This is a genomic window from Candidatus Eremiobacteraceae bacterium (assembly GCA_036511855.1).
Taxonomy (GTDB): domain Bacteria; phylum Vulcanimicrobiota; class Vulcanimicrobiia; order Eremiobacterales; family Eremiobacteraceae; genus JABCYQ01.
Genome location: DATCBN010000002.1, coordinates 1 through 23,265 on the forward strand (window position 1 = coordinate 1; position 23,265 = coordinate 23,265).

A 23,265-nucleotide genomic window follows, 5' to 3' on the forward strand; every position below is an offset into this window, starting at 1 on the left:
AACTCATGGCGGCGCGCTACGGCTCCGCCGACGCGTCAGGCGCACTTTCTGAATACAGCAGATTCGCCGAACGGCTTCGCGCTGATATGCATGTCGATCCGATGCCGGAAACCGTCGCGGTGCGCGACGCGATCCTTCGCAACGCAACGCTTCCCGGCACGCTCGATGCGCCGAGTCCTGCGACGTCGAATCGCAAGCACGACGTCGCCGGGCTGCCCTTTGTGGGGCGTACGAGCCAACTCGAACATCTGCGCATGGTCTGGAGCCGTGCGGCGCGCGGCTACGGTTCGGTTGTATTCGTGGGTGGTGAGGCGGGCATCGGCAAGAGCCGTCTGTTGTCTGAATTCGCGATCACCGTCGATTCCGAAGGCGGGCGAGTCGCGGTGGGATCGACGACGTATCCCGAGGACGCCCCGTACCAAACCGTCGTCGATGCCTTGCGCTCAGCGCTGCCGTCACTCTTAGCACATCCGCCGGACCGGCTCGCGATGGCAGTCCTGGCGCAAGTCTTACCCGAGCTTCGCGCGCGATTCCCTGACCTGGAAGCTCCCCCCACACTTCCGGTCGAACGCGAAGCAACGCGCTTACTAGATGTGCTCGCACGCTACGCGGTGGAGCTCGCACGCGCGAGACCCGCTCTCATCGGATTGGAAGATCTTCATTGGGCTGGAAATGCGACGATTGAAGCGCTGGCAGCGATCGCCCGGCGAGCCGCGCAGTCGCCCCTACTGGTCATCGCAACGTTTCGAGAAGAGGACGCGACGCGGGGGCTCCCGCTGCGGTCTCTGATCCGGGAACTCACAAGCCAGCGTTTAGCGACCATCCTCATGCTCGGTAGATTGGGGCGAGACGACGTCCACGTCTTGCTCGACACGATGCAGTCTGCGTTCCCACCATCTGAAGAGGTCACCGAAAGTCTTTATAGCGCCAGCGAAGGCAACCCGTTTTTTTTGAACGAGGCCATAGCCGAACTTGCGGAGCGAGCCGCCGGAGAACGGAGAGAATCGAGATCGGGTCCACCGTCGAGCGCGGCGATCGTAGCGGCGCGCATCGCGCGGCTATCTGAAGGTGCCCGCGCGGTAGCCGAAATCGCGGCCGTGGCGGGGCAAGCGTTCAACATCGAGGTGGTGCGTGAGGTCGGTGGACTCGACGCGTCGCAAGTGCGCGACGGCATCAACGAGTTGCTCGACCGCGGCATCGTGCGCGATGCCGGTTCGCGCAGCCGCTTCGACTACGCGTTCGCTCACCATCTGATCGCCGAGGCGATATACCGGCAGATCGACGCGAAGGCTCTGACGCGCCGCCATGCGCGGGCGGCCTACGTTCTCGAGCAGCTCGTCGGCGATCGCGGCGACGAGATCGCGCGCGACCTCGCTTTTCATTACGAACTCGGCGGGCTTCCGGAGCGCGCGACCACCTGGTATGCGGTTGCGGCGCGAAACGCCGCAAAGCTCTTCGCCAATGAGGAAGCGCTTGCGTGCGCGGCAAAGGCGATCGAGGGCACGAGCGACCCCGGGCGGCTCATTCCCCTCGTACAGCTAAGCGAGGATCTGCGCGGCCGGCGCGGCGACCGCGATGGCCAGCGACAGGACATCGAGTTGCTCGAGCGCCTAGCCGGCACATCGTCCGACGACGAGAACGCGAACACCGCGTTGCGTTTGGATATCGTGCGAAGGCGCATCCTACTCGCGCGCAGCCTTGGGGCGTCGGACGACGAGGCCGCGTTGATCGCGACACTGCGGACCCTTGCGCGCAAATCCGGCAGCGATGCCGCTCGCGCCGATGCCGCCCTGCAGCAGGCCACACACTTGCTTCTGCGCAGCCGGTCGCGGGAGGGTTTGCCTCACGCCCGGCGTGCGCTCAAGTTATTCGAATCCCGCGGCGATACGTCGAAACAGATCGAGTGCCTGTGGTTATTGGTCGATGCCACGACCAACCTCGGAGAATTTGGCGCATCCCATCGTTATCTCGAACAATTGCGTGAGATCGCCACGCGATCCGGCGACCGTGCGGCTCAAGCGCGCGCGCTCGCGGTCGCCGCGACTGAAGCGTTGCTTCACCAGCGATATCGGGAATGTTACGACCTGACGTACGAGTCCCTTGGGATCAATCTCGATGTCGGCGACCGTGAAGCCGAAGCGGCTTCACGGTCGCGCATCGCCGTCTCGGCGGCGTGGCTCGGCCTCTTCGACGAGGCGCTGCGCGAATTCTCCGCGAGTCTCGACCTTTATGCGTCGATCGGGCATCGCCGGGGCCTGGCGACGACGCTGACGAACAAGACGCTTTTGGCGATGCGGCTTGGGCTCTTCGACGAGGCGCAAGACCTCATCGGCCGCTCGGCGGAACTATTGACCGTGGTGCGTGAGGCGCGCATCGGCGTCGCGAACACGGTGAACTTGAGCTTCATCAGACTGCATCTCGGGGATCCGACCGGAGCGAAGCAATTCGCGGCTCGGGCGCTCGCGGAGGCGCACGAGATCGACTTTCCGGTCTTCGAGGCGGCGGCGCTTGCGAATCTTGGAAATGCCGAACGCGTGCTCGGCGAATACGACGCTGCCATCAGACATATGGTGGCGGGAATTGCCATTCGGCGCCAGGTGCAGGAGCCAGGCGACTTTGCCGACGACCTGTCCGACCTTGCACTCGCATATGCCCAGGCCGGACGCACGGTCGACGCGCGGCGCACCGTCGATGAGCTGGCGTCGATTGCCGCGAAATCCTTAGACGGAGCTTTTTGGCCCCAATACATCTGGTGGACCATGTCGACGGTCTATCGGGAGGGCGGCGACCATGGGCTTGCGTTGGAAGCGGCCTCGCGCGCGGCCACCGCGCTCGGAGAATTCGCCGCCAAAATCGATCACACGGCGGCGCGAGAAGCCTTCCTGGCGATCGACGTCAACCGGGAGATTCTCGCGTCGGTTCGCACGTAGGGCGTACGGCGCTCTGGTACGCTTTGCCCGTGAGTGACGACAAAGGCCCGAGCGACCAAGTTTTCCTTGTCCGCATGTGGCCCGCCCAGCCCACTGCCACGCGGCACACTTGGCGCGGGTCGGTTCAACACGTCGCCACGGGACGAAAGCTTTACATCTCCGGGCTCGCCGACGTCATCGAGTTCATATCGGGCGAGCTTTCGGATCTGACTGCCGAGGCTCACAGCGAACCCTCCTAGACCGAATTCGAAGCCGATCAAGTCGCGATACGACGTAAAAGGTATTGCGAATCGGAGGCCAAACCGCGTCGTATGTTTAGACGATTATGGCCTTTGGCTGTGGCGGTGAGTGCCTGTTTTTTGTGCGGCGCAAACTATCCGCAGCCGAGCGAAGGCGACTTCACCGTCAGCAACTATACATTCACCGACGGCGAGAGCGCGCGCAGCGTGCACATCCATTATACGACGCTCGGCACGCCGGTGCGCGATGCGAACGGCGTGGTTCGGAACGCGGTTCTCATCATGCATGGCACCGGCGGATCCGCGGACCAATTTCTCAAGCCGATCTTTGCGGGCGAACTTTTCGGTCCGGGTCAGCCCTTGGACGTCAGCAAGTTCTATATCATCTTGCCGGACGACATCGGTCACGGAAAATCGAGTAAGCCGAGCGACGGGATGCATATGCGATTTCCGCACTACGGCTACCTGGATATGGTCGACTTGGAACACCGGCTCGTCGTCGACGGTTTGCACGTGAACCATCTGCGATTGGTTTTTGGAACGTCCATGGGCTGCATGCACGCCTGGCTATGGGCTGAGAAGTACGATACGTTCGCGGACGGCTACATGCCGATGGCTTGCCTGCCGCATCAGATCTCCGGCCGCAATCGGATGTGGCGGCGGATGGTGATGGATGCGATTCTCGACGATCCGGGGTTTGATCACGGCGAGTACACAGCCGAGCCGCGCGGCCTGACGGATGCGAATTACATATTGATGATGGTGGGCAGCAGCCCGCTGCGATACCAAGAAGCCGCTCCCACGTTGAAGCTCTCGGACACATACTTCGACAAATTAGTGAAGGCATACGCCGACGGGACGGACGCCAACGATACCGTGTATCAAGTCGCGTCATCGCAGGACTACGACCCAGAGCCGGATCTGGGCAAGATAAACGCGCCCGTGCTGGCCATCAACTCTGCCGACGATCAGCTCAACCCGCCGGAATTGGGCATTGCGGAGACGCTCATCAAGCTGGTGCCAAACGGGCGATTCGTACTGTTGCCGATCAGCGATCTGACGTACGGTCACGGCACGCACACGCACGCCGCAGCGTGGAAGAACTATTTGATCGATTTTCTCCGGCAGACTTCGATGCCGCGCTGACGCTTTACGACGCCTTCGCCTGATGCAGCCACACCTGATTCCCATCGGGGTCGCGTACGACGGAGATGGAACAGTTCGTCAGTTGGTGCGGCTCGGTCGCTTCGATGCCGCGTTTGGCGAGCAATTCGCAAAACGCCGGGAGGTCGGCGACTTCCAACGCTAGCGATTGCGCGGAGCCGGGCGTGCCGACTTGTTCGAAGTTCCCGATCCCGAAAGTGCTGCCAGCCACCTCGAATTCTATCCAAAACGGCGCGCCGAGTCCGGACTGGGTGAGGCCGAGTCCGTCGCGGTAAAACGCGACGGCGCGAGGAACGTCGGTGACGGGATACATCGTGAACGCGATGTTCTTGACGGTCATGACGGCTTGGATTCCTTTCGATCGGGAGCGGAGCCAACGCACGTTCCCGCGGCGCCGCCCAGCAGCCTGCCCACCGTCGCCGGGTTGTTTGACGATCTCGTCTCCTTCCACGACGAACAGACGAAAGCAACAGCAGGCTTACCGCTCGCGTGACGCAGGCGTGCTACTGACGACGTACGCGATTCGAAGGGTCGAGGTCACGATCGCGCGGCGCCGGTAGATCCTCGTCGCGCTGGGATTCTGAGATAGCTGCGTATATCGCATGATCGAGCGTATCGATCGCGCCTTCCGCGATCGACGGCGGATGGCTGCCGTTCATGATCTCAGCGACGGCTCTCGTTCTGGCAGACCGGATATGGGCGACGACCTCTTCCTCCGGCACGCCGGTGTCCCCGGCATCCTCGGCGCTTGCGGCCATCCAAGCCTGTTCCGCGACTGGAGATCGCGATTCCGCGCGATAAAGATGAGCGGAGACGATCTGAAAGACATGGCCCGAGTGTTCTCAAGGCGCCCCTCCCGAGTGACGCAACCAATATTTTTGCCGGAATCGCGATTTCCTTGGTCGCGCGCCGTGAAGCCGGGGTCAGCGAAAATGCCATTCCTTGAAATCGTCTGCGCGGCCGACCAGCACCTCCACTTCCGAATCCGGCGGAAGACTGGCGAACGCCATCGCTCTCGTCTGCCCTTCCACGATCACGTACGTCGCTCCGATCGCGGCTACGATCAATCGTGCGAGTACGACGCCGGACTTCAGCCGTTCCCGAACCGCGTTGACTTTTTCGACGCGGATCCCCAAGCCCACGACCCTGTTGGGATCATCGTCGAACGCGTGGGCGCCGTCGCGCACGAGACGGCCCTGCCCGGCCAATTGCGACCACGGGGGGTAGTTCGCGAACTTGAAATCGGCGATTTCCGCGATTTTGAAGCGGTAGAAGCTCCAATCGACCACAAGTGGAAAGCCCGCGAAAAGACTCGACCGCGTCGAATAGCCGCGATAGTTCAACATCGAGCTGCGGATCGAATTCTGATAGTCGTCCGACAGATCGGCGTTCGGAATCAGCTCTTCGTACGAAAAGCCTTCGGAGAACTTGTAGTTGTCGAGCCACTGGCTGGATGCGGATTCCGCTTTGATGAATTCGAGGACCATTTCATGTTCGTTGGATTGACGGACGTACTCAGGCATGTCGCTTCGGTTTTCCGTCGCCGGAGCGCGCGCCTTTTTGACCAACATTTCTGTAACGTATGGTCCAGTGCTGAAGTTTACTGCGAGATAGCCAGCGGACGATCTCCGATCCGTATCGGGCTACCCACGGAGCCGGTCAACACGTCGATGGGCACACAATCGTTGTCGTCTTGGTTCACGACGTATGCCGTCCTTCCGGTTGCATCGAACGCGATCGCGACCGGATTCAGCCCTACGGGAATCGTCCGCTTCAACAGATTCGTGGCGATATCTATGGCCGAAACAGTGCCGGCGCCGAAGTTCGCTACATACAGCAATGTGCCGTCGGGCGAAATCGCAAGGCCTCGCGGGCCGGTGCCGACCCTAATTTCGGTCAACGCCTTATTCGTCGCGAGATCGATTGCGCTGACCGAAGCCGAACCGTAGTTGCTCGCGTAGATCATTTTGCCATCGTGGGAAAGCACGATGCCGCGCGGCCGCATGCCGACCGGAATGGCGGCCAGCGCCGCTCGCCGGTGAAGGTCAACTGGGGTCACGTCGTCGGAGCCTGGATCGGCGACGTAGAGCAGAGTACCGTCGCTTGAAACCTTGAGCATTTCCGGATTGTGGCCGACGGCAATGGGCGGTCCGGTCTGCAGCGTCGCGGTGTCTATCGGCTGGACCGTGTCGTCTCCGTTGTTCGCAACCCAGACAGTGGCTCCATCGGGTGCGATGCCGACTCCCCACGGCGTCTTCCCGACGGCCACGGTCGCGACGATTTTTTGCAGACCCGTATCGATGACGCTGACGGTGTTCGTGCCTTGATCGGTGACGTAGATGCGCCTTCCATCAGGGCTCACCGCCAAATCGCGCGGTTCTTCTCCGGCGGCGATCGGCACGCCGGCGGTCTGCGTGCGCATGTCGAGCGCTTCGACATTGTTGTCGAAGAAATTAGCAATATATGAGAGACGCACGTCCTCCGGCCGGCGCGCGACGCGTACGACGGCGACAGCCCGAGGAATCTGTGCCCCGCCCTCGGTTTGTCCGGCGATCGCGATGGAATATAGCCCATTCGCCACGCGCGGCCCGATCGCCAACTGCACGTCCAATCCGCCACCTGCACCGGCTGCAGCAACGAGCTTGCCGTTGGAAGGCGTCATCACAAATCCGTCAGGAACGGTCGCCTGCCAAGAGATAGGCGACGTCACGGTCCCCGCATTTGAGACATCCACTCGCAATGCAGACGTTCCGCCGGCGGGAAGATCGAGCTCGCCGGCCGGCGTGATTGAAATCGCGGCCTCCGTAGAAGGCGGAAAATGGACCGGCGAAAGGGAGAAGGACGGCGGCACGTCGTTTTGGGAGGCGCCCCAGGCCTTGTTCGGCGTCGAACCGACGACAAACGCGAGACGCAGGGGCCGCCCGACGGAGAAACCGGTCCAGCTTTTCTGCCACAGCTTACCGTCGAGAAGAACGGATTCGACGTATGCGTTTTCGGATGTCGCCCCGAGAGCGATGATGTCGATCGACGCGCCGTTGGGGACGCGCACCGACACGTGCGGAAAGGTGGGCGCACCTAGGTCCAGTATCGGTGCCGCCGGATATTGTGGATAGAGGCCAAGCGCGCACCACACGTACCACGCGCTCATCGTGCCGAGGTCATCGTTGCCGGGGATGCCGTCGGGGGTGTCGCCCCAGAGCTGCGTCATCGCGTCGCGGATGACGCGTTGTGCCTTCCACGGCGCGCCCACCGAAAGATAAGCCCACGGGCTGCCGATGCTCGGTTCGTTGCCCATCCAAGCATACGGTTTGTCCTGGTTCGCGTCGAGCTGCGTGAAGAAGTCGTCGAGCTTAGCGACCGTGTTCGCCCGCCCGCCCATGCCATCTACTAGGCCGGCGAGATTTTGGGGGACCATCCACGTGTATTGCTCGGCGTTGCCTTCTTGAAATCCGCTCTGACCTGCCTCGGTCAGCGGCGTCGCGACAAACGCCCCGTCCGGATCTCGCGGTGCGATCAGGCCCGTCGATTGATCGAAAATATTCGACCAGTTCTGAGCGCGCGACATCATCGTGCGATAGACGTCCTGATCGCCGATGTATTTCGCGAGCTGCGCGATGGCAAAATCGTCGAGCGAATACTCGAGCGTGAGCGACGCGCCATTCGCGAGCGGCGCGACGTTGGTCGTATGTACGTTCACGACGTAGCCGCGAGAAAGATAGTCGTCAAGCCCCGGCCGCTCGGCATACCAGCCCTGCCCTGGTGTCCCCCCGGTTTGCGTTGCGCCCTTCACCATCGCCGCCAACGCCGAACGCGCGTCGAAGTCTCTCGCGCCGAATGCATACGCCCCGGCGATCATCGGGTCGGATGGATCGCCGCCCATGACGCCGGTCTCCACATTGACGAGCGACCACTTCGGCAGCCAACCCATTTGTGCGGCGGCGTCGACGAGCGAGCGCATCATGTCGCTTGTCCGCGCCGGCTCGAGGACGGCGAGCAAAGGGATTTCCGTCCGATAGATATCCCATCCGGAAAACGTGGCGTATTCGGCGTGCCCTTTCGCTGCGTTGTGCACCTCGCCGTCGAAACCGCGGTAAGTCCCATTGGCATCGCTGAAAACGTTCGGATGGAGAAGTGTGTGATACAACGCCGTGTAGAAAATGCGTCTCTGCGATTCGGTTCCTCCGTCGACGTTCACCCGCGAGAGCTCGCTTTTCCAGCTCGCCGCCGCAGCCACGCGGACTCGATCAAAGTCCCAGCTCGTTGCTTCCGCGCGCAGATTGGCTTCGGCGCCCGCGATGCTCACCCATGAAACGGATGCCTCGATCCGGACGACTGGATCTTCGGTGGCGTCAAACGTCGCCCACGCACCCGCGCCGACGCCCGAGGCCTCCCCGGTTTGCGGCATGACGCGCGTGCCGCGCCATGTTCCATGCGACGCGAACGCCCGGTCGAAGCGCAGCGCGAAGTATACGGTATACGAGCCGGGCATTCCGCAAAACCAGCCTCCGGTCGCAGATCCCTCGATCTCGTCATCGCCGACGATCGCCACGTGCGCGTCTCCGACGCCGGCTTGGTTCGACGACGCGTTCACGAGAAAATTTGCTTGCGGCGTCGCGGGAAAAATGAACCTCCCAAGTCCGGTACGCGTGGTCGCCGTCAGCTGCGTGAAGACACCCGGCATCCCAGTTTCAATCGCGTAGTATCCGGGTTGCGCCGTCTCCGATGCGTGCGAAAACGGCTGGCTCGCTCTCGCCGGATCGGTAATGGCGCCGGTCGTGGGGAGGATGCCGACATCGCCGAAGACGTTGCATCCCGGGCCGCTCAAATGCGTGAGGCTAAATCCCGTGATGGCCGAGTCGTTGTAGCTGTAGCCGCCTCCGGCCGGCTGTGACGTCGTGTCGGGACTCCACTGAACCATGCCGAACGGCACGTCGGCTCCGGGAAACGTGTCGGTGGCGCCGTCGAATCCATTGCCCGACGTGCCGACGAGCGGGTCGACCTCGGTGACCGGGTCGATCTGCGCCGCTGCGATGCGTGGAGCCACGGCCGACACTGAACAAGTGAGAAGAAGCGCAATCGCCAGCTTGTTCTTCATGCGGAATCGTTGCGCTTGGCACTTCGCCGGACCTCCAGTGTGGAGAAGGGTAACGCGGGAGCGCCATCGCAACCGACGATGATGCATCGGGCATCTGCGAAAAAATGAACGCGCCTCTGTTTTGCCCGCGCTGCATGTCGATGGGTTCCACCGCATCGCCGAAATGCGCCGGGTGCGGCGCGACCATGCTCGCGCTATTGGACGACGACGGCGCGCTGACGAGAGAGTTTCTCGCAGCACGTGGATCGTGTTGCGGCAGCGGCTGCAAGAATTGTCCGTATTCGTTTCGCGCGGCTGATTGACTGTGGATACTGTGGAAGATGTGGATAAGAACGCGATCAAATAACGTCTTCGATATGCCAGTTGCTATCTGCGAATTGCAGAAATTTAGATGAGGCGAACGAGCGGTAGCGAATTAGCATTGTCGGTCGCATAGAAGCAATGCGGCTTACAATCGACATCATACCCCTCCTCGACGGGTGCAGGCAAACGTTAAAAGAGCGTTTGCCTTTGCCTATATTTGGGAAGTGAAATCAAGTCATGGACTTCATCGAACGCATCGACAAGGCGACGCTCGACGGCCTCAAGCCGATCGCCGAATCCGATCTCTTCGCGATATATTCGGTAGGCGAGCAAACGTATCTATTGGTTCAGCGGCACCAAGGGACGCCGTGGATGGCCCTACGGCTTTCGGGCGACGGTCTGTTCCGGATCTCTTCGTTGCTCTGCGATGCGATGCGGCATCTCTACAGAGAAGTGGCGTCACGTCTCTCACCGAATAGCGCAGCCGACCCGAAAGGCGCCGGTAAGCGATAGAAGGTCGCGTTATCACCGCCGTTACGGCAGTATAGTGGCACGCGCGACGGCAGGGCTTTTCCGGCGATGGCGCGGACACATATCGCGTGATGAAGCGCTCCGATTTCGTCTGTCTATCCGCGGTGTCGGCCCTCGGAGGAGCATCCCCGGCGCCCCCGGCCGAAACGGCCAAGACCGTGTTGCCCGCGAGCATCGCCGGCGTCGTGATCCCCGATTCGTACATCGCCCGTCAAGCCGAACAGGAAGCTCGCGAGGTCGAACACGTTCACGTCTATAGGCATTCAGTACGCTCGTTTTTGTTCGCAGAGCTGATATCGCGCGCCCAGAAGATCAAGCACGATTCGGAGACGGTGTTCGTGTCGTGCGTGCTGCACGATATCGGACTGTCAAAGCAGTACTCCACGCCGGCCAACCGGTTTGAAGTCGACAGCGCGAACGCGGCTAGAAAGCTTCTCGCGGCTAGCGGGGCAAAACCGGATCGCACGCGTATCGCATGGGACGCGATCGCCTTGCACGCCATGTACGGCATCGCCCGCTTCAAAGACCCAGAGGTCAAGCTCGTGAGCGCCGGCGTCATCACCGACGTCGGCGCGGCCTTCGTCTCAATTCTCGAAAAATCGGCGGTGCAAGAAGTTCTAAATGCGCTTCCCCACCGTGGTTTCAATGACGCGTTTCTTGAAGTTCTGACCGACTACGCGCGCCGCAAGCCCGACACGGTGGGCGCGACGTTTGTCGAAGGCGTGGCGATCCGCACGGTGCCCGGCTACAAACCCGGGAATTTTTACGACGACATGAAAGGCCCCGACGCCTTCACGCAGCTCGGCTTCACCTAACCCCTCGCTCCCCGGTTCCGGCTATGCACAAGGAAAACCACTGCGGTCTTGTCGATATCTGCTTAGTGCGCAATAAGCCGAAGGATGTGCCGCTTCCGGCAACCGTGGCGTTTGTGACCGGACTCGGCATCTTGATCGTCGTCGGATGGCTGTTGATGTTCCATCTATTGACAGTGCGCTGGTAGACCATGCACGTCCATAGGTCCGAGAAGGTGTGGTTGAGCGTTGGGATCGTGGCGCTCGTGGTCTTCCTCGGCATCATCGGCTGGGCGGCTATTTCCGACGGCATGACGCCGCCGAGCAGCATACAAACCATCGACCCCACGAAGGTCGCGGTCACACCGCCGTTCGATCATCCGGGGATCCGTCGAACCGGTGATCACAGCGTCGACGCCTACGTGGTCGCCCACATATTCTCGTTCTCACCGTCGACGATCTCGATTCCGGCAGGCACGGAGGTCACGTTTTACGTGACGAGTCCCGACGTCGTTCACGGGTTCTTCATCGCCGATACCGCCATCAATATGACGGTGGTCCCCGGCTGGGTGAACTCCGCCAAGCACCGCTTCACAACACCGGGCACGTATCTGCTCCTGTGTAATGAGTATTGCGGTTCGGGTCATCATTTCATGTCCGGCTCGATCGTGGTCAAATAGATGCTGCAGACACAGACCCGCGACGAAAACAGGCTGATCCTCGCGCACATCTACGTCGCGACCGCCGCGCTGTGCGTCGGTGCGATCTTCGGGTTGATGCAGGGCATGTCGCGCGCGCACTGGATGGCGGCGCCGCACTGGTTCGACTACTATCGGATGCTGACCGCGCACGGGGTCCTGATGGCGCTCGTTTTCACGACGTTCTTCATCTGCGGACTCGCGACGTTTTTCACCTACCGCGCCGTGCCGAAGGAGCGCAGCCTCGCTTTGGGCTGGAGCGCGTTCGCGGTCATGCTCGCCGGAACGCTGGCCGCGGCGTACGAAATCCTCGCGGGCAACGCGACCGTGTTGTACACGTTTTATGCGCCGCTCAAAGCGAGTCCCATATTCTATCTCGGCGCCACGCTGCTTGTCGTCGGGACGTGGATCGTCGCCGCCGACGTCCTCACGAACATGTCGTGGTTCCGTAAGAACAATCCCGGAAAAAGGCTTCCGCTCGTGGTGCACGGCACCGCGTGCACGTTCGTGATGTGGCTTGTCGCCACGCTCGGCGTCGCCATCGAGATGATCTTCTTTCTCATACCGTGGTCGCTCGGATGGACGCCGACCGTGAACGTGATGGCGACACGGATGCTCTTCTGGTATTTCGGCCACCCATTGGTGTATTTCTGGATCATGGGCGCGTACCTGATATGGTACAACATCGTGCCGCTCTTCTATGGCGGCAAGATTTTCAGCGACGCGTTGACCAGACTCGTGTTCGTCATGCTCGTGCTGCTTTCCACGCCCGTGGGCATCCACCACGAATTCATGGACCCTGGAATATCGGCCGGCTGGAAGTGGCTGCAGACGATGACCACCTACGGCGTTATCGTGCCGTCGATCATCACGGCATTTTCGATCTTCGCAACGTTCGAACTGGCCGCTCAGCGGAAAGGCGAGCGAGGGTTCATCAAGACCGTCACGTCGCTGCCGTGGTCCAATCCGGCGTTTTCCGGGCCGGCTCTCGGGATGATCCTCTTCATTTTCGGCGGTTTCGGCGGCATCGTGAACGCTTCGTACAGCATGGACGCCCTCATCCACAACACCATGTGGATCGTCGGCCATTTCCACATCACCGTCGGCGGGCCGGTGGCGCTGACGTTCGTCGGTTGCGCGTATTGGCTGGTGCCGCGGCTTACCGGGCGGCGGTTGTGGGCGCCGAAAATCGCGCTCGCGCAGACGTATACGTGGTTTGTCGGCATGGCAGTGATGTCGACGGCGATGCACTGGGCCGGTTTGCTTGGATCGCCTCGACGCACAGACGATGTTTCGTACTTAGGATCCGCCACGGCAGCGTCGTGGATGCCGGAAATGGTGGCGGCGGCGGTCGGCGGCACTATTCTCTTCGTGAGCATACTCATGTTCGTCGCCGTGGCCGTCGGAACGCTCTTCACGGAGAAAGTAGATCATGGGGAGATCGCGTTTGCCGGCGTCGAGGAATCGGCACAGCCGACACCTGGGATATTCGACCGGATGGACGGATGGGCGACGCTCGCGCTCGTCCTTGCGGTGCTCGCGTACCTCGGGCCTGTGAGGGAGCTGCTGGCGCAGCACATCTACGGGGCCCCGGGCATGCGAACGTGGTAGCCGGCGCCATCAAGTTTCTCAGTGAGCGATGTCTGCAAGGGTCGGCGCCGGGGCCACGATAACCGCGCCGTGAGCGCCGAAAATCTCAACGATTTTTTCGCGTTCGGGATAGTAGTCTTCGGCGTTGTCCGGCAAGCGCCGCTCTTTTGCCGGTTGGCTCAAGGTTCGTACGAATTGCTCGATCCCCGCCGGCGTGCTGAGGACGAGCACGCGGCCGATTCTCGACGTAGAAGACTTTCAAAAACCGCCAACCTTCAACCGGATTGTTCGCCGTTGATCTTGATGGTGGCGAGCGTTCCGAGAAACCACCGTCGTTCACCCTCGCTCGGATCGACCGCAACGGACGTCAGTGGGTTCGTCATTTGGCGGCGCGATTCCAACGGCCGGCGCGACTTGCCTTCAGGAGGAAAGGGGCAGCCGGCGACGGCGCACAAGGGACCAACTCAGGGACGCACTACACATATGAAACAACCGTCGGCTTCAGCCATATTCCACACCCCCGTCGGGCCGCTTTTCGTTCGCGCCGATGCGGGAGCGCTGACGGAACTTTCGTTTGTGGATCGCGCGATGAGCGCGTCGGGCGCCGAGCACGAAGAGTCGCGCGCCGTCGTGAACGCGGTAGAACGCCAGATGAGCGAGTTTTTTGCGGGCCTTCGCACGGCGTTCGACGTCCCCATCAAGCTGATCGGATCGCCTTTTCACGTGCGGGTCTGGGAGGCTTTGCGCGCGATTCCTTACGGCGCGACCGTGTCGTACGGACAGCTTGCTAAACAACTCGGCGATCCCGACGGGGCGCGCGCGGTCGGAAGTGCGAATGGCGCGAACCCCATCGTGATCATCGTTCCATGCCACCGCGTGATCGGCGCGAACGGGAGCCTCGTGGGCTACGGCGGCGGATTGCACCGCAAGCGCGTTTTGCTCGATCTTGAGAGCGGTCGAACCGCCCTCGATCTTGCGTTTACACCGTTCGCGGCGTCGAGTGAAATTCTTCATACGCGGCAAGCCGCGCCTTGACCGGAGTTCCGAAATAGCGCTCCACCACGCGCAGGGCGAGATCCATTCCTGATGTCAAGCCTCCCGCTGTTGAGATTTCGTAGTCGCCGGTGCACACGGACATCGTGACATCCGCTTTCTTACTCGCGTGCTGAAGCCAACGATCTGCCTCCGGGGGCGCCGACTGTGCGCCAACGACGATTAGGTTCGGCTGCGGGGCGTCGTCAAATCTATAGTCGGGAACGACGCGCATGCCCGGCGCCGTCGAAACCATCGCGGTCGAATTGGACACGACATACGTGTGGACCGGCATCTGGTCATCCATCGATGTCCCTCGATCCTGAATCCAGACGCTGCTGATCATCTCCATCGGTCCAGCGAAATCGATGAGGGTCGCTTGGTCGCACACCATGACAGCGAACTCGATGCGTCCGGTCTTTGGCGGGACGAGCGGTTTGCCCGCATCGGCCGGGAAACGTGGCGGATCGACTGCTGCATCGCTCGGGACCGGCACGCCAGATCCGGCGGTAGCTGCCGCAACGGCGCCCAGCGCGATGAGATCTTTCCGTGTCATGTCGCCTCCTCTTGTACTCCTGACGCTACTTCTTAAGGATAATGCAAGGTTGTCCCACGCGTCTTGGACGTGGCTTGCATCCGGGGGGCGCCTGCTTATACTCTCTCTGCTTTGAAAGCGTGCGAAAATGGGTATCAGATGATAGACACGCATCGGACGATCAACGGAGGCGCAGATCTCGTGAAAAAACACTTCTCCATCCGGCTTGCCGCCGGTCTCGCGGTTTCGCTTGCCGTGGTGCTCGCATCGGCGGGCATTGGCGGGCGGTCAAACGTGGCGCGCTCGAGTGCTTTCGCACAAATCGCGCCGGCATTGCCGGCAATGACGCCCACCGTCGGACCGACACCCATCTCGACGCCGACGCTGATGCCCACGACGTCACCGTCGTCATCGCCTTCGCCGAGCGCGAGCGTGTCACCGATCCCGTCGGCCAACCCATCGTATGCGCCCGGACTTGGCTTGCGCCAGCCGCTCGAACAGAGGAGATACTAGCCATGCGAACAGTCGTCGATCTTAAATCAGAACCGCCGCGCAGCGGGCGAGAAATGCTTGGCGGTTTCGCCTGGCTAGGCCGAATGACCGACAAGGCGCACGCAAAGCACGCCGGGACCTTGGGCGATTACGTCTCTTTATGTCCGATGGACGATGGGTTCTTGCAACGTTGCGGGGTCGGGCAAGCGGAATACTTAGAGCTCATCGCCAGCGAAAACGATGACGAACAGATCGCGTCGTATTTCGAACGCCACGTGGGGCCGACGCAGCGCGAAGCGGCCAATGAGTGGGTGATGGTCGAGAACGGCGAACATATCGACGAGCTCGACAAAGACGAGGGCAGGATTGTCTGACGGCCGGCACGCGCATCTGGGTTGCTCTCCGGCGTCAGAAGGGCCCGCGAGCTTCGATGAGAATTCGAACAATCCTAGTCTTGAGTGATTAGAACGGGGTCCGGACGGAAACGAGCTATGAGGCGAACTTAATTTCAATCGGAGGCATCGCATGGACCTGACTACCGCAGTACCGCGCAGTACAAAGCAGAAGATGCTCGGCATCGTCTCGCTCGCGCGCACCATCGACAAAGCGCGAGCCTACAACGGGGGAAAGCTCGGCGAATACGATTACGACTGCCCACACGATAAACCGCTGTTCGAATTTCTCGGCACCGACGGCACGACGTTTGCGGACAAAGTAAAGGAGCTGCAAACCGACGAGAATATCCAGGCTTGGATAGCTCGCGATTTCATGTCGAAGAAAACCGAAGCCGAAATCGAGCGGTTCAACGACGATCGCATGCAGTGGCATCCGGAGCCCGGCAGCCACAGCGAGCACTACTATCTAGATCTTCGCGAAAAACTGGCTCCGGGCCGCAACGACATCGTCACCTGGTTCGACCTCCTCGACCTTGACGAAAAGAGGCCCGTTCCGACTCCAACAAAACTAAAGCAGGCGCGTTAGCGCAAATCGCCGGAGGGCAAGCAAGGCTTGCCCTCTTGCGTGCCGCTCAGCCCGCAGGCATATGTGCGTCTCCTGGGAATCCTCGTCACACTCATTCGTGCGCGGCTTCTAGAGGGGGACGATATTCGCATGGACGTTTGGCGTAGCGGATCGGCGCGGGTGCTTGCACGCACTGCGTTTTTCGCATCACTTGCTCTTGTGCTGGCCGCTTGCAGCAGCGGCGGTTCGCACAGTGCCACATCTAACGCGTTGCTCCCGGCTCCGGCTCCGCCCCCGAGCGGAGGTGCCCACATGGAATCGCTTGCAGCCGGCCCAACCGTGCGCGTGATGCCGGATGGATCGTTGATCCACATCGACCTGCCGCCGTGGCTGCGGCCGATGAGCGGCCCGAACACGGCGCCGGTGCAGTATCACGGCGGGTCGGTCATCCATAAATCGGCGCTGTATGCGATTTTTTGGCGGCCGGCGGGATTTTACATGAGTCCGAAATACATCCCCACCATTAAGCGGTTTTTCAACGACGTCGGCGCAGGAACCCGGCAGTACGATATTCTCACCCAATATTCCGACTCCAACGGCGATCCGCTCAATTCGAGTTCACTTGGCGGAGCATGGACGGACACGTCGGACTTTCCGCAAAACATGAACGACGGGACGGTCCGAGCCGAAGTCCTAAAGGCTATCGGCGTCAAGCACTGGCCAAACGGCGGCTACAAACCCATTTTCGTCGTGTTCACGGCGAGCAAGGCCAAGGTGGATTTCGCGCTCTGCGCTTACCACGGCAATTTCCTCAACAACAGTCAGCAAGTGGCGTATTCAATCGTACCCTATCAACATGACGTGGGTCCGGAAGGCTGCGGCACGCCCACGGAAATCTGGCCGAACGATCGAGACGCCGATCAGACGATCGACACGTTGTGGCATGAAGAAGCTGAGGCGATCTCCGATCCGGTCAACGCGTGGTGGCGCAATGCCGACGGACAGGAGATAGCCGACATCTGCCAGACCACGTACGCGCCGCGCGGGCCCGATGGCGGCAATACGACATTAAACGGTCATCGCTACATCACGCAAGAGCTGCAATCGAACCTCGATGGAAAGTGCAAACAGCAAGAGCCCAAACAGTAGCGCAAAAAGTTCGAAGGCGGTGAGGGCCGGATTGTCGCAACAGGGTCTATCCACGCGACACGGCTTTTTCCGCTCGAAGGGAGATAGTACAAATGCAAGCGTTGTCAATAAAACGTCTTAGTCTATGGGCGCTCGGCGCCGGATGTGGGATCATCGCTCTCGCCGGCTCCGTTGCCCTAAGCCCAGCTTTCGCCGGACGGACGGCGATCACCGGATCGGTGACACCCGACGCGGTATGTCATAGCGTCAACCCGTGCGCCCATTGGCGGAACAATGGCTCCGGTCCGGCGATCCGCGGACTCAGCGCCGGCGGGAACGGCATCCTCGGCGAGACGACCTTGAACAACAAAACCTTGGGGTTCGCCGGCGTCTCGGGAGTCGACCTCGCCACACCGAATCCGTCGGGCACCCCGCTCAATAACGCCGGTGTCAGCGGCCAGTCGGCGACCGGCTTTGGCGTCTTCGGGCAGACTTCAAGCGGCATCGGCGTTCGTGCATCGGCCAACAGCGGCACAGCCATCGCTGCAAACGCAGTCGGCGGCGACGGCCTCTTCGGAACGACGCAGAGCAATATTCCAGGCATCGCTTCGGCGGGAGTGTTCGGTGAAGACGTCGGCAATACGTCGACGGCTTCAGGTGTCACCGGTTTCTCCGGTACCGGCATCGGCGTGTCGGGCGATAATTTTGAGCGCGGAAAGTTCCTCAATTCAGCGTTCCTCGGTCTGACGTTCGCATCGAGCATCAACACGTTTTTTCCGGCCAAGCCGCCCGGAGGATTGTTCAATTCCGACGTGGGCGAAGGCGTGGTCGCGGAGTCGAGCGGTTCGCAAGCCGAAGCGCTGGCCGCCGCGAACTTCAACGGTGGACCGTTGATCCGCGCCTACGCGGCCTCAGCCGAAATGATGGACTTGGACAACGGCGGTAATATGATCCTCAAAGGATCGCTGACGCAGCACGGCAATCCAATGTCGGTCATAAGCACCTCGACTGCAAGCGATGTCGTGATGTACTCGCCGTCGCAGGCGGTGGCATCGGTCGAAGACGTCGGCGAAGCGCAGCTCGTTCTCGGACAAGCGTACGTGCGTCTCGATCCGCGTTTTGCTTCGACGATGGCGCAAGCGCGTCCGTATCTCGTGTTCATCACACCCCAAGGCGACACCGCGGGTCTGTACGTCTCGCAAAAAACCGCCAGCGGATTCACCGTACGCGAACACGGCGGACAGTCGAGTATCGCGTTCGACTACCGGATCGTCGCTGAACCGTATGCGGCACATGGGGCGCGTTTGGCGAACCCGCCCCGCCTGATAACAAACGCGTTCACTCGCAGCTTCGTCAGGCGTAAAGCAGACCTTATCCCTGACAAGGGACTCGAAATCCGGCACTAGCGCCGCCTTTGGTCTGCGCCATGAAAGAGACGCCGTCTGAATCATCAGTGGCGTCTCTATTTGCTGTAGTCGACGGCATCGCTGCCGCTCTCATCTACGTCGGTATGGTACCCGGCTGGATGCGGCCCAAACATCATCGGGAGTAAAATCTTGGCCGCGAATTCACTTGGCCGGAGAGGTTGTTCGTCCATCGCTCGCTCGCTCGCTGCTCAAATCGCTTGCACGACAAAGGGCGCCGCATAGACTCCGCCGCCTCCGCGGAATTGAAACCAAATCCTGTAAAGGCCGGATCGTGGAAAGTTGAGATGAACGGTCATGGTGGCGGGAACCGTCGCCGTGCTGTCGAGCGCCGAGTCCATCGCGCCGCTCTCGCCCATTCCCATCGCGCCGGGCGTCATCGGATGCGCGTGCATGTACGACAGATCCGATGCGTCGATCGCGACGACGTGAGGATATGCCCCCAAGTACGGGTGCAGGTCCATCGCGGGCAACCCGGCGCGTTGCACCGCTACGAGCAACGGCGTGTCTTCGCGAGCCCTGACGCGGACCGAACTCAATCTGACCGTGTACGGTCCCGCCTGCGCGATCTCGCGAGAAACCCTCGCCGGCCGCGGGGCAGGCCGGCCATCGCCGATCGCGACATCGAATCTGAAGACGGCCTTGCCGGGCCCACGCGGCGTCGCGTCTGCATATATATGGTAGAGAGCCGCTCGCGGAAACGAGATCGGGAGCCTGAAATGGCCGTCCGAGCCAAGCTGCGGGTGTACGTGTTGGAACTCGCGCAAATCGTCGCTTACCACGATAAGGTGCAACAGCTTCGTCATATCTGTGACGTACGAACGAATCGGCTCTTGCGGCGGCCGGTAGAACTCGACGAGGTCGAGACTGCGGCGCATCCCCGAACCTCGCAGAGCCAGTTGTGCATGAAATGAAGGGACGCTCATCGCTGCCCCATATGAGCCGAGCCCTGCCGCTTTAGACTAGCTCATGGGGGCGGCGCTCGTCTTGAACAGGCTTAGCGCCATTCTAAGTGTAGGAGGGCAAGCATCGCTTGCCCAGTTTTTTCTAAGTGGCTGACCATGAAAGGTAGCTCTACAGAAAAAAACGAGGCCGACCATAAAGGTCGGCCCCACAGAGTCGAGCGGCGCAGGCATGAACTGTGGGGCCGATGTTTATCATCGGCCTTCCTCGTATGTAGGAGGGTGAGCAACCCGTACTAGGGTGAGCAGCGCTCACCCAATTGGGCAAGCGATGCTTGCCCTAGTACGAGCTTGCCCTAGTACGAGCTTGCCCTCCTACAAAAAAACGAGGCCGACCGTAAAGGTCGGCCCCACAGAGAGACTCTACGCGTGAATCGCGCGCGCCTTTGCAAGCCACGCGCCGATCCGGGCCATCGCGCCGTCGTATTCGACCTTGATGAGAGCGGCGGCTCGGTATTGTGATTGCAGCACCGGGCCGGATCCGACCGAAAAGGTCAAACCTTGCACGTCCTCCAGCGTTTTTGGCGGATACATGATGCTGTCTTCATCATTTTTGTAGTTCGCCGAGAGCGAGCTCTCCAGCGCCGCGCCCTCCTTGGCGGCGTCCATGGCCTGCGTCGACCCCAGCTTTTTCAATCGCGCGATCTGCACATCGATTGAATTGAGTCCCTTGTTCAGGCCATCGAGCATCGCGAGCGTCGAGATGCCGAAAGCATAGCCCGATTCGTAGTCCGCCTGCGTCCAGGGCGCGTTGGGATCGGGCTTCACCGTGATCGGCCGCGATAGCGCCTGTCCGTTGGAGAACGTCACGCGCGCTGTGTAGCGTCCGGGTATGACGTTGCTGCTGATGTTCGGCAAGCGCGCGCGCTTGCTCGCAGCACCGTACCACGGTGTTATGGGATTTTCGCTGAAGTCCCAGACGAACCGGTTGATGCCGGATGTATTTGTGACCCACGGAACTTTTTTCCCGGTCGTGCCGCGTGCGTGCGTCCCGGCGTAGCGTCGCACCACGTGTCCGCGGGCATCCAGAATGTCGATCACCGGCGGTTTGCCGCCCGACTTCGTCTGGAAGAAATCGATGATCGCGCCGGCCGGCGGGTTGTCGGCTCCGTAGTTGGTGTAGTTTCCTTCGGCCAGTTCAGTCGTGACGTACTGGTACGCCGTGGGCGGCTGGAAGACGTAGTGGCCGGCTGTCCGAGCCAATCCGAGCTCTTGCAATGGGCGGATGTCATCCATCACCCATGCGGAGCGGCCGTGCGTGCCGATGATCATATCGTCGAATTGGGTTTGAAAACGCAAGTCGAACACAGGCGTGTGCGGAAGATTCGATTGCAGGCTCTGCCATCTGCTCCCGCCGTTGAACGAGATCCAGATGCTGCGTTCCAGACCTGCGTACAAGAGATCTGCATTGACCGGATCCTGACGGACCGTGCGCACCGACTGGTCTTTTGGCAGCCCGGCTGCGAGAGAGGTCCAGGTCTTGCCGAAGTTCGTCGTCTTGTAGACGTACGGCGCGTAGTCGCCGCTATAGTGGCGGTCGAATGCGGCGAACGCGGTGCCGTCGGTCAGCGTGGACGGCGCGATGGCCTCCACTCGTCCGAACGGCGGCACGCCCGGCGGCGTGACGTTTGTCCAATGTTTGCCGCCGTCGCGCGTCAACTGGATCAGCCCGTCGTCGGTGCCGACCCATATCTCGCCACGGCCGAACGCGCCGCCTTCGATGTCGAGGATGTTGTCCGAGCCTTCCGCACCGGAGATGTCGAGGCTGATCGGTCCGCCCGACGCCTGCTGGTGCGACTTGATGTTCAGCGTCAGGTCGGGGCTGATGGGCAGCCAATGGCGGCCTTCGTCATGAGATTGGAACACGACGTTTCCGCCATACCATAGTGTATGCGGATCCCATGGCGCAAACGCGATCGGCGAATCCCAATTGAACCGGTACTTGCACTTGTCGATCGCGAAGCCGTTGAAGCACGTGAGATCGGGATAGACGCCGTACGCGATCCGCGCCTTTTTCATCCAGATATTCACAAAACCGTCTTGCGAGTCGGCTAAGATGAAATCGGGATTTGCAGGGTCGGGAACTATCCACTGACCATCGCCGCCCGTCACCGGGTATACGTACGCGTTTGTGATGCCGTCGGAATCGCGGCTGTTGGACGGCCAGCACCAGCCGCTGTTGTCCTGGAAGCCGGCGCAGACGGTGTACGGGTTGGCATTATCTGCGGCGATGTGATAGATCTGACCGATCGCATAGTTGGCCGAGAAAACCCAGTTCTTTCCTTGATCGACCGTGACCGACGCGCCGCCGTCTTCGCCGACGATGATGCGTTTGGCGTCGTTCGGAGCTATCCAGATGGCATGATAGTCCACGTGCACCGGATCGGCGATCACCTTGAACGTCTTGCCGCCGTCCGTGCTCAGCGCCGCGGTAAAGGAGACGGTATAGACTTTGTCCTTGTTCGTCGGGTCGACGGCGACGTGGGTGAAATAGAACGGCCGCTGATCGACGATCGTATCGTCGCTGACCATCTTCCACGTCGCGCCGGAATCGTCCGAGCGGAATAGCAAGCCGTCTTTGCTTTGGATAAGCGCATAGACGCGCGTCGAGTCGCCCGGCGCGATCGCGAGGCCGATGCGGCCCTCGAGTCCGGTCGGCAACCCATTGCCTGTGAGTTTGGTCCACGTGGCTCCGCCGTCTGTCGACTTGTAGAGCCCGTCGTCCGGGCCTCCGCTCGATGCGATCCACGGCTGCCGGCGGAATTGCCATATGCCCGCGTAGACCACACTAGGATTCTTCATGTCCATGGCCAGATCGGACGCGCCGCTCGACGGCCCGACGTACAGCGAATGCGTCCAGGTCTTGCCGCCATCGGTCGTCACATAGACGCCACCTGCCGGACTGTCCTTGAAGACGTCGCCCATGCCGGCCACGATGACGTGATTCACGTTGGTCGGATCGACGACGATTCGCGAAATGCTCTTGAGGTCGCTAAGACCCATCTTGTTCCACGAGCCGCCGGCATCGGTGGACTTGAAGACGCCGGTGCCGAGTATCACATCGTTGCGCGGATTGGCTTCTCCGGTGCCGACCCACACGGTCTTGTCATCGCTGGGCGCGATTGTGACCGCGCCGATGGATTGCGCGTCTTGATCGTCGAAGACCGGGTCCCACGTCGCGCCGCCGTTTTCCGACTTCCAGACGCCGCCGCCCGCCGCGCCGATGTAATATAGATTGGGATCGGTGGCGCTGCCGGCGACGGCCGCCACTCGGCCCCCGGATGCGGCCGGCCCTATGCTGCGCCATTTCATACCGGCGAATGGGCTCGACGGCGTCGGAGATACGGAGGGCTTCGGCGAGGGTTTTGGGGACGTTGATGCCGAGGCCGCG

The 23,265-nt window shown here is 61.2% G+C and carries 23 protein-coding genes; 15 read left to right on the forward strand and 8 right to left on the reverse strand.

What is annotated here, in order from left to right; genetic code table 11:
* From VII69_00015 to VII69_00025, 3 genes are all read left to right on the forward strand, one after another.
* A partial coding sequence (locus VII69_00015) for an AAA family ATPase (protein ID HEY5093479.1) occupies positions 1-2,930 on the forward strand: 2,930 nt, incomplete at its 5' end.
* 29 nt (positions 2,931-2,959) lie between these two features.
* Positions 2,960-3,169, forward strand: a complete 210-nt coding sequence (locus tag VII69_00020; GenBank protein ID HEY5093480.1) for a hypothetical protein — start codon at positions 2,960-2,962, stop codon at positions 3,167-3,169.
* Between the two features lie 72 nt (positions 3,170-3,241).
* Complete coding sequence (locus VII69_00025) at positions 3,242-4,315, forward strand: alpha/beta fold hydrolase (GenBank protein HEY5093481.1); 1,074 nt, start codon at positions 3,242-3,244, stop codon at positions 4,313-4,315.
* A gap of 4 nt (positions 4,316-4,319) precedes the next feature.
* Here the strand turns inward: VII69_00025 and VII69_00030 are convergent, their stop codons facing one another.
* On the reverse strand, positions 4,320-4,673 hold the full coding sequence (locus VII69_00030; protein ID HEY5093482.1) for a VOC family protein: 354 nt from the start codon (positions 4,671-4,673) through the stop codon (positions 4,320-4,322).
* A 6-nt stretch (positions 4,674-4,679) separates the two neighbouring features.
* Here VII69_00030 and VII69_00035 point away from each other — a divergent pair, with 6 nt between their 5' ends.
* Positions 4,680-4,826: a hypothetical protein gene (locus tag VII69_00035; GenBank protein HEY5093483.1), complete on the forward strand. Its 147-nt coding sequence runs from the start codon at positions 4,680-4,682 to the stop codon at positions 4,824-4,826.
* A gap of 10 nt (positions 4,827-4,836) precedes the next feature.
* Here the strand turns inward: VII69_00035 and VII69_00040 are convergent, their stop codons facing one another.
* The 3 genes from VII69_00040 to VII69_00050 all read right to left on the reverse strand — a co-directional run bounded on the left by VII69_00040 (position 4,837) and on the right by VII69_00050 (position 9,428).
* On the reverse strand, positions 4,837-5,091 hold the full coding sequence (locus tag VII69_00040; protein ID HEY5093484.1) for a hypothetical protein: 255 nt from the start codon (positions 5,089-5,091) through the stop codon (positions 4,837-4,839).
* 165 nt (positions 5,092-5,256) lie between these two features.
* Positions 5,257-5,856, reverse strand: a complete 600-nt coding sequence (locus VII69_00045; GenBank protein HEY5093485.1) for a hypothetical protein — start codon at positions 5,854-5,856, stop codon at positions 5,257-5,259.
* A gap of 77 nt (positions 5,857-5,933) precedes the next feature.
* A complete protein-coding gene (locus tag VII69_00050) occupies positions 5,934-9,428 on the reverse strand; it encodes a GH92 family glycosyl hydrolase (protein ID HEY5093486.1) in 3,495 nt (1,164 codons plus the stop codon).
* Between the two features lie 104 nt (positions 9,429-9,532).
* Between VII69_00050 and VII69_00055 the strand changes: the two genes are divergently transcribed.
* The 5 genes from VII69_00055 (at position 9,533) to VII69_00075 (ending at position 13,362) form a co-directional block, all read left to right on the forward strand.
* Positions 9,533-9,730 carry a DUF5522 domain-containing protein gene (locus VII69_00055; GenBank protein ID HEY5093487.1) on the forward strand — a complete coding sequence of 66 codons (198 nt, stop codon included), beginning with the start codon at positions 9,533-9,535 and terminating at the stop codon, positions 9,728-9,730.
* Positions 9,731-9,968: 238 nt separating this feature from the next.
* Positions 9,969-10,244, forward strand: a complete 276-nt coding sequence (locus VII69_00060; GenBank protein HEY5093488.1) for a hypothetical protein — start codon at positions 9,969-9,971, stop codon at positions 10,242-10,244.
* Between the two features lie 89 nt (positions 10,245-10,333).
* A complete protein-coding gene (locus tag VII69_00065; GenBank protein ID HEY5093489.1) occupies positions 10,334-11,077 on the forward strand; it encodes an HD domain-containing protein in 744 nt (247 codons plus the stop codon).
* A 218-nt stretch (positions 11,078-11,295) separates the two neighbouring features.
* A complete protein-coding gene (locus tag VII69_00070) occupies positions 11,296-11,733 on the forward strand; it encodes a cytochrome c oxidase subunit II (protein HEY5093490.1) in 438 nt (145 codons plus the stop codon).
* Positions 11,734-13,362 carry a cbb3-type cytochrome c oxidase subunit I gene (locus tag VII69_00075; GenBank protein ID HEY5093491.1) on the forward strand — a complete coding sequence of 543 codons (1,629 nt, stop codon included), beginning with the start codon at positions 11,734-11,736 and terminating at the stop codon, positions 13,360-13,362.
* A gap of 18 nt (positions 13,363-13,380) precedes the next feature.
* Here the strand turns inward: VII69_00075 and VII69_00080 are convergent, their stop codons facing one another.
* Positions 13,381-13,572 (reverse strand): hypothetical protein, encoded by a 192-nt coding sequence (locus tag VII69_00080; GenBank protein ID HEY5093492.1) that lies wholly within the window; start codon positions 13,570-13,572, stop codon positions 13,381-13,383.
* A 252-nt stretch (positions 13,573-13,824) separates the two neighbouring features.
* On the opposite strand from VII69_00080, the gene VII69_00085 reads away from it, so the two are divergent.
* Positions 13,825-14,376, forward strand: a complete 552-nt coding sequence (locus VII69_00085) for a methylated-DNA--[protein]-cysteine S-methyltransferase (protein ID HEY5093493.1) — start codon at positions 13,825-13,827, stop codon at positions 14,374-14,376.
* On the opposite strand, the gene VII69_00090 is transcribed toward VII69_00085, so the two are convergent.
* Complete coding sequence (locus VII69_00090; GenBank protein ID HEY5093494.1) at positions 14,321-14,929, reverse strand: hypothetical protein; 609 nt, start codon at positions 14,927-14,929, stop codon at positions 14,321-14,323. The two genes, VII69_00085 and VII69_00090, sit on opposite strands and share 56 nt — an antisense overlap.
* 138 nt (positions 14,930-15,067) lie before the next feature.
* On the opposite strand from VII69_00090, the gene VII69_00095 reads away from it, so the two are divergent.
* The 5 genes from VII69_00095 (at position 15,068) to VII69_00115 (ending at position 18,894) form a co-directional block, all read left to right on the forward strand.
* The gene (locus VII69_00095; protein HEY5093495.1) at positions 15,068-15,421 is read left to right on the forward strand and encodes a hypothetical protein; all 354 of its coding nucleotides are present in this window, start codon (positions 15,068-15,070) and stop codon (positions 15,419-15,421) included.
* Positions 15,422-15,423: 2 nt separating this feature from the next.
* The gene (locus VII69_00100; GenBank protein ID HEY5093496.1) at positions 15,424-15,774 is read left to right on the forward strand and encodes a DUF5069 domain-containing protein; all 351 of its coding nucleotides are present in this window, start codon (positions 15,424-15,426) and stop codon (positions 15,772-15,774) included.
* Positions 15,775-15,925: 151 nt separating this feature from the next.
* Positions 15,926-16,381, forward strand: coding sequence for a DUF5069 domain-containing protein (locus tag VII69_00105; GenBank protein ID HEY5093497.1), 456 nt, complete (start codon positions 15,926-15,928; stop codon positions 16,379-16,381).
* 291 nt (positions 16,382-16,672) lie between these two features.
* Positions 16,673-17,509: a hypothetical protein gene (locus tag VII69_00110; protein ID HEY5093498.1), complete on the forward strand. Its 837-nt coding sequence runs from the start codon at positions 16,673-16,675 to the stop codon at positions 17,507-17,509.
* 92 nt (positions 17,510-17,601) lie between these two features.
* On the forward strand, positions 17,602-18,894 hold the full coding sequence (locus tag VII69_00115; GenBank protein HEY5093499.1) for a hypothetical protein: 1,293 nt from the start codon (positions 17,602-17,604) through the stop codon (positions 18,892-18,894).
* A gap of 209 nt (positions 18,895-19,103) precedes the next feature.
* Here VII69_00115 and VII69_00120 read toward each other — a convergent pair whose 3' ends face one another.
* Positions 19,104-19,838 (reverse strand): hypothetical protein, encoded by a 735-nt coding sequence (locus VII69_00120; GenBank protein ID HEY5093500.1) that lies wholly within the window; start codon positions 19,836-19,838, stop codon positions 19,104-19,106.
* 399 nt (positions 19,839-20,237) lie between these two features.
* On the reverse strand, positions 20,238-23,186 hold the full coding sequence (locus VII69_00125; protein ID HEY5093501.1) for a hypothetical protein: 2,949 nt from the start codon (positions 23,184-23,186) through the stop codon (positions 20,238-20,240).
* Positions 23,187-23,265: the final 79 nt, after the last annotated feature.

Coding starts and splice junctions, on each gene's coding strand:
- VII69_00025 (HEY5093481.1), top strand. CDS start 3,242: ATGTTTAGACGATTATGGCCTTTGGCTGTGGCGGTGAGTGCCTGTTTT.
- VII69_00030 (HEY5093482.1), bottom strand. CDS start 4,673: ATGACCGTCAAGAACATCGCGTTCACGATGTATCCCGTCACCGACGTT.
- VII69_00040 (HEY5093484.1), bottom strand. CDS start 5,091: ATGGCCGCAAGCGCCGAGGATGCCGGGGACACCGGCGTGCCGGAGGAA.
- VII69_00045 (HEY5093485.1), bottom strand. CDS start 5,856: ATGCCTGAGTACGTCCGTCAATCCAACGAACATGAAATGGTCCTCGAA.
- VII69_00050 (HEY5093486.1), bottom strand. CDS start 9,428: ATGAAGAACAAGCTGGCGATTGCGCTTCTTCTCACTTGTTCAGTGTCG.
- VII69_00055 (HEY5093487.1), top strand. CDS start 9,533: ATGAACGCGCCTCTGTTTTGCCCGCGCTGCATGTCGATGGGTTCCACC.
- VII69_00060 (HEY5093488.1), top strand. CDS start 9,969: ATGGACTTCATCGAACGCATCGACAAGGCGACGCTCGACGGCCTCAAG.
- VII69_00065 (HEY5093489.1), top strand. CDS start 10,334: ATGAAGCGCTCCGATTTCGTCTGTCTATCCGCGGTGTCGGCCCTCGGA.
- VII69_00075 (HEY5093491.1), top strand. CDS start 11,734: ATGCTGCAGACACAGACCCGCGACGAAAACAGGCTGATCCTCGCGCAC.
- VII69_00085 (HEY5093493.1), top strand. CDS start 13,825: ATGAAACAACCGTCGGCTTCAGCCATATTCCACACCCCCGTCGGGCCG.
- VII69_00090 (HEY5093494.1), bottom strand. CDS start 14,929: ATGACACGGAAAGATCTCATCGCGCTGGGCGCCGTTGCGGCAGCTACC.
- VII69_00095 (HEY5093495.1), top strand. CDS start 15,068: ATGATAGACACGCATCGGACGATCAACGGAGGCGCAGATCTCGTGAAA.
- VII69_00100 (HEY5093496.1), top strand. CDS start 15,424: ATGCGAACAGTCGTCGATCTTAAATCAGAACCGCCGCGCAGCGGGCGA.
- VII69_00105 (HEY5093497.1), top strand. CDS start 15,926: ATGGACCTGACTACCGCAGTACCGCGCAGTACAAAGCAGAAGATGCTC.
- VII69_00110 (HEY5093498.1), top strand. CDS start 16,673: ATGGAATCGCTTGCAGCCGGCCCAACCGTGCGCGTGATGCCGGATGGA.
- VII69_00115 (HEY5093499.1), top strand. CDS start 17,602: ATGCAAGCGTTGTCAATAAAACGTCTTAGTCTATGGGCGCTCGGCGCC.
- VII69_00120 (HEY5093500.1), bottom strand. CDS start 19,838: ATGAGCGTCCCTTCATTTCATGCACAACTGGCTCTGCGAGGTTCGGGG.
- VII69_00125 (HEY5093501.1), bottom strand. CDS start 23,186: ATGAAATGGCGCAGCATAGGGCCGGCCGCATCCGGGGGCCGAGTGGCG.